The organism is Amycolatopsis speibonae (genome assembly GCF_042647925.1).
GTDB lineage: Bacteria > Actinomycetota > Actinomycetes > Mycobacteriales > Pseudonocardiaceae > Amycolatopsis > Amycolatopsis speibonae.
Genome location: NZ_JBHRWK010000005.1, coordinates 41,617 through 56,314, shown reverse-complemented (window position 1 = coordinate 56,314; position 14,698 = coordinate 41,617). Strand labels below are relative to the sequence as shown.

The 14,698-nt window shown below is 69.7% G+C and carries 13 protein-coding genes; 8 read left to right on the top strand and 5 right to left on the bottom strand.

Features of this window, described 5'->3' with window-relative positions:
• Positions 1 to 9 precede the first annotated feature (9 nt).
• From ACFOSH_RS02345 to ACFOSH_RS02330, 4 genes are all read right to left on the bottom strand, one after another.
• Positions 10 to 597, bottom strand: a complete 588-nt coding sequence (locus ACFOSH_RS02345) for a class F sortase (RefSeq protein ID WP_378236920.1) — start codon at positions 595 to 597, stop codon at positions 10 to 12.
• A complete protein-coding gene (locus tag ACFOSH_RS02340; RefSeq protein WP_378236919.1) occupies positions 587 to 1,429 on the bottom strand; it encodes a DUF4397 domain-containing protein in 843 nt (280 codons plus the stop codon). The genes ACFOSH_RS02345 and ACFOSH_RS02340 overlap by 11 nt, the downstream gene beginning before the upstream one ends.
• Before the next feature lie 24 nt (positions 1,430 to 1,453).
• Entirely contained in the window at positions 1,454 to 3,277 is a 1,824-nt protein-coding gene (locus ACFOSH_RS02335) for a glycosyl transferase (protein WP_378236918.1), read from the bottom strand.
• A 98-nt stretch (positions 3,278 to 3,375) separates the two neighbouring features.
• Positions 3,376 to 4,143: an IclR family transcriptional regulator gene (locus ACFOSH_RS02330; RefSeq protein ID WP_378236917.1), complete on the bottom strand. Its 768-nt coding sequence runs from the start codon at positions 4,141 to 4,143 to the stop codon at positions 3,376 to 3,378.
• A gap of 41 nt (positions 4,144 to 4,184) precedes the next feature.
• Here ACFOSH_RS02330 and ACFOSH_RS02325 point away from each other — a divergent pair, with 41 nt between their 5' ends.
• On the top strand, positions 4,185 to 5,087 hold the full coding sequence (locus ACFOSH_RS02325; protein ID WP_378236916.1) for an acetaldehyde dehydrogenase (acetylating): 903 nt from the start codon (positions 4,185 to 4,187) through the stop codon (positions 5,085 to 5,087).
• Complete coding sequence (gene dmpG, locus ACFOSH_RS02320; protein WP_378236915.1) at positions 5,084 to 6,118, top strand: 4-hydroxy-2-oxovalerate aldolase; 1,035 nt, start codon at positions 5,084 to 5,086, stop codon at positions 6,116 to 6,118. The genes ACFOSH_RS02325 and dmpG overlap by 4 nt, the downstream gene beginning before the upstream one ends.
• Here dmpG and ACFOSH_RS02315 read toward each other — a convergent pair.
• Complete coding sequence (locus ACFOSH_RS02315; RefSeq protein ID WP_378236914.1) at positions 6,109 to 6,702, bottom strand: TetR/AcrR family transcriptional regulator; 594 nt, start codon at positions 6,700 to 6,702, stop codon at positions 6,109 to 6,111. The genes dmpG and ACFOSH_RS02315 overlap by 10 nt on opposite strands.
• A 102-nt stretch (positions 6,703 to 6,804) precedes the next feature.
• Here ACFOSH_RS02315 and ACFOSH_RS02310 point away from each other — a divergent pair, with 102 nt between their 5' ends.
• From ACFOSH_RS02310 to ACFOSH_RS02285, 6 genes are all read left to right on the top strand, one after another.
• A complete protein-coding gene (locus ACFOSH_RS02310; RefSeq protein WP_378236913.1) occupies positions 6,805 to 7,725 on the top strand; it encodes an oxygenase MpaB family protein in 921 nt (306 codons plus the stop codon).
• Positions 7,726 to 7,737: 12 nt separating this feature from the next.
• On the top strand, positions 7,738 to 8,763 hold the full coding sequence (locus tag ACFOSH_RS02305) for an LLM class F420-dependent oxidoreductase (RefSeq protein ID WP_378236912.1): 1,026 nt from the start codon (positions 7,738 to 7,740) through the stop codon (positions 8,761 to 8,763).
• 192 nt (positions 8,764 to 8,955) lie between these two features.
• The gene (locus ACFOSH_RS02300) at positions 8,956 to 10,971 is read left to right on the top strand and encodes a neutral/alkaline ceramidase (protein ID WP_378236911.1); all 2,016 of its coding nucleotides are present in this window, start codon (positions 8,956 to 8,958) and stop codon (positions 10,969 to 10,971) included.
• Positions 10,972 to 10,988: 17 nt separating this feature from the next.
• Positions 10,989 to 11,948 (top strand): sphingomyelin phosphodiesterase, encoded by a 960-nt coding sequence (locus ACFOSH_RS02295; protein WP_378236910.1) that lies wholly within the window; start codon positions 10,989 to 10,991, stop codon positions 11,946 to 11,948.
• Between the two features lie 34 nt (positions 11,949 to 11,982).
• Positions 11,983 to 13,287 (top strand): MFS transporter, encoded by a 1,305-nt coding sequence (locus ACFOSH_RS02290; protein WP_378236909.1) that lies wholly within the window; start codon positions 11,983 to 11,985, stop codon positions 13,285 to 13,287.
• Complete coding sequence (locus ACFOSH_RS02285) at positions 13,284 to 14,684, top strand: pyridoxal phosphate-dependent decarboxylase family protein (protein ID WP_378236908.1); 1,401 nt, start codon at positions 13,284 to 13,286, stop codon at positions 14,682 to 14,684. The genes ACFOSH_RS02290 and ACFOSH_RS02285 overlap by 4 nt, the downstream gene beginning before the upstream one ends.
• Positions 14,685 to 14,698 lie beyond the last annotated feature (14 nt).

Sequence of the window (14,698 nt, the reverse complement as noted above, 5' to 3'; positions counted from 1 at the left end):
GGACACGAGCTAGTCCCAGCGTTGTGAGGCGTACACGACGACGTTGTCCCGATAGGACCGTTTCGCCGTGTCGAAGCTTCCGCCGCAGGTGATCAACCGGAGCGCGCTTCCCGGCGCCGGCCCGTAGACGGCCCGCGTCGGGAACTCGTTCTTCGGGTAGCGCTGGACGGAGTCGACCCGGAACACGACGTCGGTGCCATCGGACCGCGCGACCCGCACCTCGTCGCCGGATCGCAGTTCGCGCAGCCGGTAGAACGGCGCGGGTCCGGAACGAGAGTCGACGTGCGCGGCCAGGACGGCGGGGCCGGGATCGCCCGGCACCGGGCCGTCCTGGTACCAGCCGACGTCGGAGAAGCGCTCGGGAGCCCGGAGTTCACCCGCCGAGCCGAGCGCGAGCGGAATCAGGCCCGCCTGGTCGAAACCGATCGCCGGGATGATCAGCCGGACAGGCGTCACCTCGGCCCTGGCGGGGAGCGGGAGCGGGCCCGGCACGGTCGGCGCGACCGCTCCCGCCGGGACAGGAGGAGTCGCGACGGGAGCGCAAGCGGCGAGCGCGGCGAGTCCTAAAAGGACAAATGCGGCGCGCTCAGCGATCATGCGCCGGACGTCGCCTGCTCACCAGGACCGCGAGCAGGACCAGCACGGGCAGAGCGGCGAAAGGCCACCACGGCACCGAATCCGGGCCGGCTCCGCCGCCACCGGTCTCGACGCCGAGCTTCGGCGGGTCCGGCAGGGTGGCGCCGTCGGCGATCGCCTCGGTCTTCAACCCGGTGCCGTTCTCGGTCACCAGCAGGCTGGTCGTCGACCCGGCCTTGATGTCCACCGCGGACTCCGAGGTCGTGCCGCCGGAGGTCAGCTTCAGCGACCAGCGTCCTTCGGGAAGGTCGGTGTACGGCGTCGTAGAGCCGTACGCGGCGCCGTTCACCACCGATTTCCCGTCCTGTCCGGTGACGCTCACCGGCGTCAGGGCGGCAGACCCTTGGACGACGCGCACCCGTCCGCTGCCCGCCGCGGGCGCCGTCAGGTCGTCCTGCACCAGAGTGCCCTGCAAACCTCCACCGGGCCCGTTCGCGAACACCAGCAGGGAGTACGCGCTGGCCTCCTTGATCTCGATCGTCGCGCTCAGCGCGGGTGGCGAGGACGAGGCCGCGTCGGCGGGCCGCATCGAAACCGTGTACGCGCCGGGAGCCACCGAGGAGTACTGCGTCACCGCGCCGTAGCCCGCCTTGCGGATGACGACCTTCTCGGGTTTGCCGAAGGCCGCGAAGTAGACGTCGACCGGCGGGACCTTGGGGGAGAGGTGCCCGACGCGGATCCAGCCGACGCCGGGACCGGGAGCGGCGTGGGCAGCGAGCGACGAACCGCCGAGCAGCACCAGGGCGGCGGCGAGCACGCCGGCGGGTCTCAGCAAGGCCTTGAGAGGACGCATGGCGGAGCCCTTTCTTGCCGGGGATCAGGGTGACGAGAACGGCGTGAGCAGTCCGGACGGTGGGAACAACGGATACGTCACGAGCACCCCGCCCGGCACGCGCGTGACGGACGCGGGCTGGAACGTGGCGCGCTGGCCGGTGTAGAAGTCGGCGATGGCGGCTTCGTCGTTACCGGAGACGACCAGTCGGCGTAGCGGCTGATCCGCGGCGGCTTCGCTTGGCGCGGAAGGAAAATCGACCAGCCGGATCGGATGGAGGGTGGCGAGCGCGGCGAGAGTGGCGATCAGCCGGGGATCGACGTCGCCCGCGTTCAAGGCCTCACGAGTGCGCCCTTCGCACTGAATTTGCGACGACGCCGCCAATGCCGCACCGGCGCGTGAGCGCGCTCCGGATTCCTCGGTCTCGGCGGGCGGATCCTCGGTTTCACCGAAACGGGAAATGGTGACGGTGCCGAACACGGCGACCTTCGTGGCACCGGTGAGCCTCGTCGAGGCGGCGGGGAAACGCGTCTGGGCACGCTGCCCGGACGCGGTCAGCACGGCCCAGTCCGGGGCGGCGCAGGAGACCGCGCAGGAGCCGATCGGGATCAGGGAACCGGTCGGCCAGCCGTCCGCGGCGAGCTCGGTCCAGCTCGCGTCGTCGACCAGGACTAAAGCGCCGGAGGCGTTGTCCTGCAGCCATTTCCGCGCCTGGGTGAGCGCGGCCTCGGTGGTGGAACCAGGTCCCAGCCTGCCGAACCCGTGCACCCAGCCCGCCGCGGAGACGAAGGTCAGCACCGTGGCCAGCACGAGGGCCGACGTGGGGTGACGCGTCGGGACCAGGCGATGGCCCGCGGGCGGGCTGCCCGCCGCGACCGTGGCCGCGACTTCGGCGACGAGCAGCGGTGTCAGCGGGATCAGGAGCGCGAGGGGGAGCTCGACGGGGATCGCGGGCACTGCGAGGACCGCGGCGATCAGCAACGCGGACACGGCCAGCGGCCGCGTGCGGGGAAGGATCATCCCGGCGACGATCGCGACCATCGACAACACGACCAGCACCGGATCCAGTGAGACCCAGGTGGCGATGCCCGGCGGCCCCGGTTCGGGCAGTTCCGGGCGCAGCGCCGGGCCCGCCGGACCGAAGGCGATCCCGAGACCGAGCGTGACCACCACGGCGGTGAACGCGACGCGGGACGCCTCCCGGCGCCGGGCGAGCAGCCAGCCCGCCGCGGGCAGTGCCAGCAAGGCCAGCGGCGAGGTGAGGACGGCCGCGAGAAGGCACAACGCGGCGAGGACGTCGTGCCATGGCCGCGCTCGCGCGCGAGGGGTGGCGACGAGGACCAGCGCCGCCAGGATCCAGGCGACCGCGAGATGTTCGACGATCGCCACCCGCTGCAGCCCGATCGCGAGCGGCGAGACAGCCATCAGGACGACGGCCGTGGTCGCCGCCCAGAACGGCAGGCCCAGCCGCCGGGCGAGCACCCACAGCAGGACCGTGCACACCACGGCGGCGAGCACCATCGTCTCGCGGACGGCCGTGACCGGCACGGTGTTCCGGTCGAACGCCCGCGAGATCAGCGCGTACCCGGCGAGCTGTGCCCAGCCGAACGGCGACGTCCCGGTGTCACCGGTGTCGGTGAAGGAAGTGAGGTGGCTCAAGGCGAAGACGTGCGCGACGGTCGCCGGCTCGGTGGTGGGTGACGGCGTTTGCGAGATCAGGTTGAGCACCCGCGCGCCGCCGGTGAGCACAAGGAGCGTGAGGACGACATCGATCGACAGCAGGCGGACCGCGGCCGTCCCGATCAGGCGACGGCCGTCGTCGCTGACGGGGACCCGGCCCGGTGGCGCGTCCCCCCAGTACTGGGCCACTCGCGAAGCGTAGCCCCGAAAATTCGGCGTGACCACGGCCGAAATGACGAAAGTCCTTTGATCTTCCGAAATCGCGTCTCGAATTCGCCGGGAATTTCTTACAGGGTACGAGAGAGCGCCAAGGCGGCCGTCCGGACGGCGGGCGCGACACGGTTGGTGTGCATGCGATTCGCCCAGCCGGAGATCGACAAAGCCGCGACCGCGACACCTTGCGAGTCGAGCAGCGGGCTCGCGGCGCAGACGACGCCGACGCCGGATTCTTCCCGCTCCAGCGCGATTCCTTCGTCGCGGACCTTGGCGAGCTGACGGCGCAGCAGACCGGCGGCGGTGATCGTCCGGACGCTGACCCTGGGCAATCCGGCGTCGATCACTTGTGTCACCACGGATTCCGGGGAAAACGCGAGAATGGCCTTCCCGACTCCGGTGGCATGCGCCGGAAAACGCCCGCCGATCCGGGACGGGAGTGACGGCGCGTCGGGCCCTCGCAGGATGTCGAGATAGACGACCTCGGTGCCTTCCAATACCGCGAGATGGACGGTGTTCCGGGTCGCCTCGCGGAGATCGGCGAGATACGGACGCGCCGCCTCGACCAGTCCGCGGCGCCGGACCGCCAGTTGGCCGATTTCGAACAATTTCAGCCCGAGCCGGAGCGTCGCGCCCTCGCGTTCGAGCAGTCCGGTGGCGACCAGATGCCCGGTGAGCCGGTGGACGGTCGACTTCGCCAGCCCTGTCCGCCGCGCCAGTTCGGAAACGCCGAGCGCGTCGTCGCCGGGACGGAAGGCGGAGAGCAGCGCCGAGATCCGGGCGGCGACGAGGCCGTCCGCTCCGGTTCGTTCCGGGTCGTCGTTCCGCCCAGCGGCACGCATGGGTTGAGTGTGCCCTATCCGGACGAGGAGCGTCACCTGACATGGCGCAACGGAAAGCGGTGGCCGCGATCGTCGGTCCCGGGAACATCGGAACCGACCTGCTCGCGAAGCTGAGGCGCAGCGAGCACGTCGAGGTGCGGTACATGGTCGGCGTGGACCCGGAGTCGGACGGTTTGGCCAAGGCGGCCGAGCTGGGCCTGGAGACCTCCGCCGGCGGGGTCGACTGGCTGCTGTCCCGCGACGAGCTGCCGGACCTGGTCTTCGAGGCGACCTCGGCGAAGGCGCATCTGGCGAACGCGCCACGTTACGCCGCCGCCGGGATCCGCGCGATCGACCTGACCCCGGCCGCGGTCGGCCCGTTCACCTGCCCCGCGGTCGGCCTGCCGGACCGGCTGGACGTGCCGAACGTCAACCTCATCACCTGCGGCGGCCAGGCCACGATCCCGATCGTGCACGCGGTGTCCCGCGTGACGCCAGTGCCATACGCCGAGATCGTCGCGTCGGTCTCGTCTCGCTCGGCCGGGCCCGGCACCCGGGCGAACATCGACGAGTTCACCGCGACGACGGCGCGCGGGATCGAACTCGTCGGGGGAGCGAGTCGCGGCAAGGCGATCATCATCATCAATCCCGTCGAGCCGCCGATGATCATGCGCGACACGGTGTTCTGCGCGATCGACCCGGACGCGGACTTCGACGCGGTGACCGAATCCGTGCACCGGATGGTCGAGACCGTCCAGGGCTACGTGCCGGGCTACCGGCTCAAAGCGGATCCGCAGTACGACCCGCCCCGGCCGGGCTGGAGCGGGCAGGCGCGGGTCGCGGTGTTCCTGGAGGTCGCCGGGAACGGGGACTTCCTGCCGAAGTACGCCGGGAACCTCGACATCATGACGGCCGCGGCCGCCCGCGTCGGCGACCTGCTGGCGACCCAGGAGGTGGCGGCGTGAAGTGGGACGAGATCGACCGTGAGGTCCGGCTGGTCGACACCAGCCTGCGCGACGGCAGCCACGCCATGGCGCACCAGTTCACCGAGCGGAACGTGCGTGACACCGTCCGGGCACTCGACGACGGCGGGGTCTCGCTGATCGAGGTCAGCCACGGCGACGGGCTCGGCGGCTCGACGTTCAACTACGGGTTCTCCCTGGTCGACGAGCGGAAACTGATCACCGCGGCGGTCGACGAGGCACGCCGCGCGAAGATCGCGGTGCTGCTCCTGCCCGGCCTCGGCACGGTCGGCGACCTGCGGGTGGCGGCCGATCTCGGCGCGGGCGCGGTCCGGATCGCGACCCACTGCACCGAGGCCGACGTCTCCGTCCAGCACTTCGGCGCGGCACGGGATCTCGGGCTGGAGACAGTCGGTTTCCTGATGCTGTCCCATATGTCCACGCCGGAGGCGCTGGCGAAACAGGGCCGGATCATGGTCGACGCCGGATGCCAGTGCGTGTACGTCGTCGACTCCGCCGGGGCACTGATCCTGGAGGACGCGGGTGAACGCGTCGCCGCGCTGGTGGCGGAATTCGGTGACGAGGCGCAGGTCGGCTACCACGGGCACCAGAACCTGAGTTTCGGCGTCGCGAACTCGGTGCTCGCCTACCGGGCCGGTGCCCGGCAGATCGACGGCTCGCTCGTGGCGCTCGGCGCCGGCGCGGGCAACTCGCCGACCGAGGTCCTCGCGGCGACGTTCGAGCGGCTCGGAATCCGCACCGGCGTCGACAAGGACGTGCTGATGGACGCGGCCGAGAACGTCGTGAAGCCCTACATCACGCGGCTGCCGGTGATGGACCGATCGTCGATCGTGCAGGGATTCGCGGGGGTGTATTCGAGCTTCCTGCTGCACGCTGAGCGCGCCGCCGAGCGTTACGACGTCCCGGCGCACGAAATCCTCTACCGCGTCGGCGCCGCGAAATACGTGGGCGGGCAGGAGGACATGATCATCGACATCGCGTTGCAACTGGTCGCCGAGCGGGCTCAGGCCTGACGGTCCGCGCCGAGGACGAGGCGGACGCAGTGGTCGATCAGGCGCTCGCGGCTCACCTTGAGCGAGCCGTCGAGGTAGGCGATGAACACGTTGCTCAACGCGCCGACCAGCCCGATCGAGGTCATCTGGCGTTCCGCCGCGTCGCCGTGGGACAACTGCCCGCTGACCAGTTCGGCGAAGGAGGGGAGGAGCGCGATCCCGCGGGTGGTCAGCGCGGGATCGGTGATCGGCGCGAGCAGGAGCACGCGGCCCTTGCGCGGGTCGTCGAGCATCAATTCGACGAAGGCGCGGACGGCGGCCTTCGCCCGCTCGGCGGGTTCGGCCGTGTCGCTGACGGCGTCGACCAGGGCTTGGCGGGCCTGCTCTCCGATGTGCTCGTAGACCGCGACGACCAGTTCCTCGCGGTCGGCGAAACTCTCGTAGAAGTACCGCTCGGTCAGCTTGGCGTGGCGGCACACCGCGCGGACACTCACCCCGGCGCTGCCCTGGGTGCCGAGCAGGTCGAGGCCTGCCTCGACGAGCTGTTCCCGGCGCGCGGCCTTGCGGTCGTCCAGGGTCGTGCCTGCCCAGCTCCGGCCGGCCATGATCGGCTCCTCCCCTTGATACGGCAGTTGACTACGGCTGTTGTCAACTTTAACCTGACAACAGTTGTGGTCAATTTAACCAGCTCAGTGAGGAGACCGGGGATGACACAGCCGCGGCCGCTCGGACCGGATTCGCTGACCTGGAAGTACTTCGGCGACTGGAGAGGGCTGCTCATCGCGCTCTGGGCCGGATCCATGCAGAACATGCATCCCGAGCTGGGCGCGGGCGTCGAGGAACATTCGCGGTTCTTCGAGGAGCGCTGGCAGCGGCTGTTCCGCTCGCTGTACCCGATCGGGGGAGTCATCTACGACGGCCCGCGCGCCCGGCAGACCGCGCTCGAAGTGCGTGGCTACCACGACCGGATCAAGGGCATCGACAAACACGGGCGGCGCTATCACGCGCTCAACCCGGACACCTTCTACTGGGCGCACTCGACGTTCTTCATGAGCGCCATCCTCATCGCCGACAACTTCGTCGGCGGGATCGGCGAGGCCGAGAAGCGGAAGCTGTTCGACGAGCACGTGCAGTGGTACGAGATGTACGGCATGAGCATGCGTCCGGTGCCGGAGTCCTGGGAGGACTTCCAGCTGTACTGGAAGCGCATGTGCGAGGACGTCCTGGAGGACAACAAGGCCACCCGCGACGTCCTCGACATCAAGGACCTCCCGAAGCCGCATTTCCTGCCGTGGCTGCCGGACTTCGCGTGGAAACTCGTGCGCGGGCAGGTGGCGCGGAACTTCGTCTGGCTGACCGTCGGGTTGTACGACCCGCCGATCCGCGAACGGCTCGGCTACACCTGGACCGAACGTGACGAGCGGCGGCATCGGCGGACCGGGAAACTGATCAACGCGGCGTTCGGCCTGGTCCCGCGAGACCGTCGCTACCATCCTCGCGCCAGGGCGGGCTGGCGTCGCGAGCGTGGCGAACTGGCCGCGGACGCGCCGTCGGTCGAGACTCCGGCGAGGAACCTTCCGCCGCTTTCGGAGCGGGGCAAACCCGAGCACTACTCACCGAACGTCTGACGAGGAGCCTCGATGAAGCTTGGTTACCACCTCGGTTACTGGTCGGCCGGTCCGCCCGAGGGCGCGCTGGACGCGGTCTTGCGCGCCGAAGAACTCGGCTTCGATTCCGTGTGGACCGCCGAGGGCTACGGGTCGGACGCGTTCACCCCGCTCGCCTGGTGGGGCGCGTCGACGAGCCGGATCAAGCTCGGCACCAACATCGTCCAGATGTCGGCGCGGACCCCGACCGCGACAGCCATGCACGCGCTGACCCTGGACCACCTGTCCGGCGGCCGGTTCGTGCTCGGGCTCGGCGCGTCCGGGCCGCAGGTGGTCGAGGGCTGGTACGGCCAGCCCTATCCGAAGCCGCTGGCCCGCACCCGCGAGTACGTCGACATCGTGCGGAAGGTCGTCGCGCGTGAGGCGCCGGTGACCCACGACGGGCAGCACTTCCAGCTGCCGCTGCAAGGCGGGACGGGGCTGGGGAAGGCGCTGAAGTCCACAGTGCACCCGTTCCGCGAGGAGATCCCGATCTTCCTCGCCGCCGAGGGGCCGAAGAACGTGGCGCTGTCGGCGGAGATCTGCGACGGCTGGCTGCCGCTGTTCTTCTCGCCCAAGAGCGACGCTTTCTATCGGACGGCGCTGCAGGAGGGCTTCTCGCGCCCCGGCGCCAGGCGCGGCTTCGACGACTTCGAGGTCGCCGCGTCCGTCCCGGTGCTCGTCCACGACGATGTCGAGGAGGCCGCGAGCTGGATCAAACCGTCGCTGGCGCTCTACATCGGCGGCATGGGCGCGAAATCGGTCAACTTCCACCACGACGTCTTCGCCCGGATGGGGTACGAGGACGTCGCCGACAAGGTCCAGGAGCTGTATCTGGCCGGCCGCAAGGACGAGGCGACCGCCGCGATCCCGACGTCGCTGGTCGAGGACACCTCGCTGATCGGGCCGGCGGAGAAGATCCGCGACGAACTCGCCGCGTGGGACGAGACCGTCGTGACCACGCTGCTCCTGCGGGGCGACGCCGCGACGCTCACGAAGGTCGCGGAGACCCTCTCGTAGCTGGACCAGTCAAAAGTCCGCCTGTGTCATGAAAGGGTCGTTCAGGACATATTTCGTCCTGAACGACCCTTTCATGACATTTCCGGCTCGGGTGGCCCGGCCTTTCGTGGGTTGCGACCGTGAGGCCCATCACGTAGCGTCCCGGCCACGAACATGAAGTCGGTTCATGTTCGTGGCCGGGAGGTACTGCTCATGACGGTGAGTCGCAGGCGTGTTCTCGCGGGCGCGGCGGCAGTGCCCATCGCGGCGAGCGTGCTCGGCGCCCGGCAGGTGCAAGCGGCGCCGGCACAGGGTTTCCGCGTCGGCGCGGGTATCTCCGACGTTACCGGCCCGGCCGCCGAGAACGGCATGATGGGCTACTCGATGCCGCAGCAGCAGACCGCCGGCATCCACCTCCGCACCCGGGCGCGGGCCTTCGTGGTCGACGACGGCGTCAAGCGGATCGCCTTCGTCACCGCCGACCTCGGCGCGCTGTTCCAGTCCGTCCATCAGGGCGTCCTGCGCAAGCTCCAAGCCGCGTACGGCGATCTCTACACCGAGCAGAACGTGCTCCTCAACGCCACGCACACCCACTCCGCGTGCGGCGGGGATTCCCACTACGTCGCCTACGATCTGGCGATCCTCGGGTTCCAGCAGGAGGTCTACGACGCCGTCGTCGACGGGATCTTCGAGGCCATCGCCCGGGCGCACGCGAACCTCGCGCCCGGGTCGATCCGGCTGGGCCGAGCGGAACTGACCAAGGCGAGCGTCAACCGTTCCCGCAAGGCCTTCGACCTGAACCCGCAGGCCGACAAGGACCATTTCCCGCAGGCGATCGACCCGGCCGTCACGGTGCTGCGGTTCAGCCAGAACGGCGTCGACGTCGGCGCGATCAGCTGGTTCGCCACGCACGGGACGTCGATGAGCAACGGCAACCACCTGATCAGCGGTGACAACAAGGGTTACGCCGCCTACGAGTGGGAGCACGACCACGCCGCCGTGCGCTACCTCGACGGGAACCCCCGGTTCGTCGCCGCGTTCCCGCAGACCAACACCGGCGACATGAGCCCGAACCTGAACCTTTCGCCGGGGACGCCCGAAACCGAGTTCGAGAACACCCGCACCATCGGCGACCTCCAGTTCCGCGCGGCGAAGAGCGCCTTCGACGCGGCCGCCGAAGCCGTGACCGGCGGCGTCGACCATCGGATGTGCTACGTGGACATGTCCGATGTGGCCGTCGACGCGAAGTACACGCCGAACGGGCGGCCGCAGCACACCTGCACGGCCGCGATCGGGGTGTCGATGCTCGCGGGCAGCCGCGAGGACGGCCCCGGCCTGCCGCTCCCGGAAGGCGTGAAGAACCCGTTCATCGACTGGCTCGGCGGCATCGACGCGCCGATCCCTCAAGCGCTCGCCGACGCGCAGGCGCCGAAGGTGGTCGCCGTCCCGTTCGGCGCGATGAAGCCGTATCCGTGGACACCCGAGGTCCTGCCGCTGCAGATCGTCCGGATCGGACAGCTGCACCTCGTGGCCGTGCCCGCCGAGCTGACCATCGTCTCCGGGCTGCGGCTGCGCCGGACCGTCGCCGGCGAACTCGGCGTGCCGCTGGAGAACGTGCTCGTCCAGGGCTACTCCAACGCCTACAGCCAGTACGTCACCACGCCCGAGGAGTACGACTCGCAGCAGTACGAAGGCGCGTCGACCCTCTATGGCCGGTACACACTTCCCGCCTACCAGCAGGAATTCGCCAAGCTCGCGGCCGCGATGAAGGCGGGGAGGACCGTCCCGCACGGCCCGACGCCACGGGACCTGCGCGGCAAGCTGATCAACTTCCAGCCCGGGGTCGTCTTCGACAGCGCGCCCGCGTTCAAGAACTTCGGCGACGTCTTGGCCGACGCGAAGAGCACCTACGCGCGCGGCGAACAGGTCGCGGTCGAGTTCGTCACCGGGCATCCGAAGAACGACCTCCGCCGCGGCGGCACGTTCCTGGAGATCCAGCGCCTGGTGGACGGCAAGTGGGTCCGGCACGCCGACGACGGTGACTGGGACACGAAGTACCACTGGGCCCGGACCTTCGTCGCCGAATCGAAAGCCGTCGTCCACTGGAAGATCCCCGCGAACGCCCCGATCGGCAAATATCGCGTGGTCCACTTCGGCAACTGGAAGAACGGCTGGAACGGGGCGATCTCCGCGTTCAGCGGTACCTCGCGGACGTTCGTCGTCTCCTGACACCGGAAGGGTCTTTCGTGCGGAAACTCGCCGTACTCGCCATCGCCGCCGCGATGTTCGCCGGAACCGCCGTCCCCGCCCAGGCCGCGGTCTCGGTGAACGTCATGGCGTTCAACATCTGGCAGCTGCCGTGGATCGCCAGCCCGAACACCTCGGACAAGCAGGCCAGGGCCCGCGCGGCGGAGGACGTCATCCGCGCGAACGACGCCGACGTCGTCGTGCTGGACGAGGCTTTCAGCGCCCAGGCAGAGGAAATGCGGACCCGGCTGAAGGACGTCTGGCCGTACCAGACGCCGCTCGTCGGCCAGTACTGCAAGACGTCACCGGGCTGGACCACGGTGAACGGGAACTGCTCGAATTCGCCCATCGTGGTCAACGGCGGGGTCACCGTGCTGAGCAAGGCACCGGTGACCGAGCAGCACCAGCTGGTCTTCCGCAACTCCTACTCGGGCACGGCGGACTACCTGTCGAACAAGGGTGCCGCGCTCGCCCGGCTGGTCGTGAACGGGAAGCCGCTCTGGATCGCGGGCACCCACATGCAGGCCGACGAAGGGCCGGAGACGCTGCCGAAGGCGCACGACATCCGGATGGCGCAGCTCGGCGAGATCCGTGACCTGGTCACGAAATACGCGCCGCCCGCCGAGCCGGTCGTCATCGCCGGTGACCTGAACATCGAGTACTGGGCGGGACAGGGGCGCAAGGACTCCCTCGGCCGGACCCAGGTTCAGCAGGGCGAAGCCTTCCTCGGCGGCGTCCTCCGCACGACCGGCGAAGGCGCGTACACCTTCGACGCGGCGACGAACCCGAATGCCGCGAAGTCCGTTCCGGCGACCTATCGCGACTCGCTGGACTACGTCGGAGCCGTGCGCGCGGGCGGGCGTCCACTCGCCGCTGTCGGCCCGGTACAGCTCGTGCATTACGACGGTGGCACGATTCCTTCCGACCACTACCCGGTGGTGGCCAAGATCCAATACTGAGGCCTTCATCGGGAGAATCGCCTCGAGGAGGATCATGGCATCGCTGCCAGCACGGACGAGGTATCGCTACTCGCTCGGCTCGTTCGTCACCGGCCCCTTCGGCACGGTCCCCGGCCTGCTCCTCCTGAAGTACCTCACCGACACGATGGGCGTCGCGGCGGGCGTGGCCGGCTTGATCGTGTTCGTTCCCAAGGCCTGGGACGTGCTGTTCAACCCGATCGCGGGCAGGCTGTCGGACGCGGACATGGTCCGCACCGGCAGCCGGCGCCGGTTCCTGCTCTTCGGCGGTATCGGTGTCTCGATCCTCTTCGCGGCCCTGTTCGCGCACCCGGGCTTCGGCGGCCCGGTGCCCGACGCGATCTACGTCGTCGTCATCTTCCTGTTGTGCGCCACCGCGTACGCGTTCTTCCAGGTGCCGTTCAACGCGCTGCCCGCCGAGCTGACCGACTCGGCCGACGAACGCACGAAGCTGACCAGCATCCGGATCGGGTTCCTCGCGGTCGCCATCCTGATCTGCGGTGGCGGCGCCCCGGCGATCACCGAACTCATCGGCGGCGTCGCGGGCTACCGCGTCATGGGCGTGTTCATCGCCGTGATCATCCTGCTGGCGACACTCGGCGTGTACTTCGGCCTGAAGGACGCTCCGGTCGGCGCACTGCGGCCGAACACGGTGAGCCCGCGCGAACTGCTCCGGACGCTCGCGCAGTGGCGGCCGTTCCGCTGGCTGCTCGGGGTCTACTTCGTGCAGGCGCTCGGCATCGGCACGGTGCTCGCCGCGATCCCGTTCTTCGCCGAACGGATCCTCGGCAGCTCCGGCTACTCGACGCTCCTGTTCGTCGGCTTCGTCGGCCCGGCGCTGTTGACCATGCCGCTGTGGCCCAAACTCGGCGCGAGTGTGGGGAAGCTGGTCGGGTTCCGGCTCGCCACCGCCGCGTTCGGCATCGGCCTGTTCGGCCTGCTGGGCGCCAAAGTGTTCTCGCTCCCCGTCACGATGGTGTTCGTCGCCTTCTGCGGCGTCGGCTACGCGGGGATCTCGGTGTTCCCGCTGGCGATCCTGCCGGATCTGATCAGCGACGAGGAGGAGCGGACCGGCGAGACCAGGGCCGGGGTCGCGGCCGGTGTCTGGACGGCGTCGGAGACGCTGGGCCTCGCGCTCGGCCCGGGTATCTGGGGCCTGGTTCTGCAGTTCGGCGGCTACCAGTCGAGTCTCGGCGCCGACGCCGCGCAGCCGGACAGCGCGCTCACGGCGATCCTGCTCGGCGCGTCGATCCTCCCGGCGGTGCTGATCCTGTTCGGGATCCCGCTGCTGCGGAAATCGGTGCTGGAGCGGCGGTCATGACCGCCGAGGACGTCCTGGCGGAGCTCCGGGAACTGCGCGCGGGGGATCTGCCGACGCACGGCGGCCGGACGCTCGCCTACGTCTACGACAGCGGTCTGTCCGAAGTGGACGAACTGGGTGCGGCAGCGCACGCGCTGGCGTCGTCGGCCAACGGCCTCGACCCGACGGCGTTCCCCAGCCTGCTGCGGATGGAGAACGACCTCGTCGGCACCGCCGCGCGCCTGCTGGGCGGGACGGCGGAGACGGTCGGTTCGGTGACCTCGGGCGGCACGGAGTCGTGCATGCTCGCCGTCCTGGCCGCCCGCGACGCGCGTCCTGAGGTGGCTTCGCCGAACATCGTGCTGCCCACGACCGCGCACGCCGCGTTCCACAAGGCCGCGCATTTCTTCGGTGTCCGCGCGGTTTCGGTTCCGGTCGATCCGGTGACCTTCCGCGCCGTGCCCGAGGCGATGGCCGCCGCCGTCGACGACAGCACCGTCCTCGTCGTGGCGAGCGCGCCGTCGTACGCCCACGGCGTCCTCGACCCGATCGCGGAGATCGCGGCGCTGCTGGACGGCGTCCGGTTCCATGTGGACGCCTGCATCGGCGGCTGGGTGCTGCCGTACCTGGGGCTCGGCCCGTTCGGCTTCGACGTTCCCGGCGTCACCAGCGTCTCGGTGGACCTGCACAAGTACGCCTACTGCCCGAAAGGCGTGTCGGTTCTCCTGCACGCCGACGCGGGGTTGCGCCGCTCGCAGTACTTCGCCAGCGCGGACTGGCCCGGCTACACGATGCTGAACACCACGCTGCAGAGCACGCGGTCCGGCGGCCCGCTCGCCGCGGCGTGGGCGGTCGTGCGTCATGTCGGCGACGAGGGCTACGTGAAGCTGGCATCGGCCGCGCGTGAGGCGGCGGTGGAGATCCGTGCCGGGATCGAGGCGCTGGACGGATTGCGTGTCCTCGGCGATCCGGTGTCGACCCTGCTCGCGTTCACTGTGGACGCCGACGCCGGATTCGACCTGTTCACCGTCGCGGACGAGATGCGTGAGCGCGGGTGGTACGTCCAGCCGCAGTTCGCCCACGAGTCGTCGCCCGCGAACCTGCACCTGACCGTCACAGCCGCGAACAGGGGGAGCGAGAAGGAGTTCCTGGCCGATCTCGCCGCTTCCGTGGTCGCCGCCCGCGAGTCCGGCCCGGTCGTCATCGATCCGCAGGTGGCGGAGTTCGTCGCCGCGCTGGATCCGGCGACCTTGACGCCGGAACAGTTCGCCGGGCTGCTGGCGGCCGCGGGTCTCGGTGGCGACGCGGGCCTGCCCACCCGGATGGCGGAGATCAACGCCCTGCTGGCCACGGCGCCCGGCCCCTTGCGGGAGCGACTGTTGCTGGAGTTCCTCGGCGCGTTGTACACGGCTTCCTGATTTCGCCCTTGACG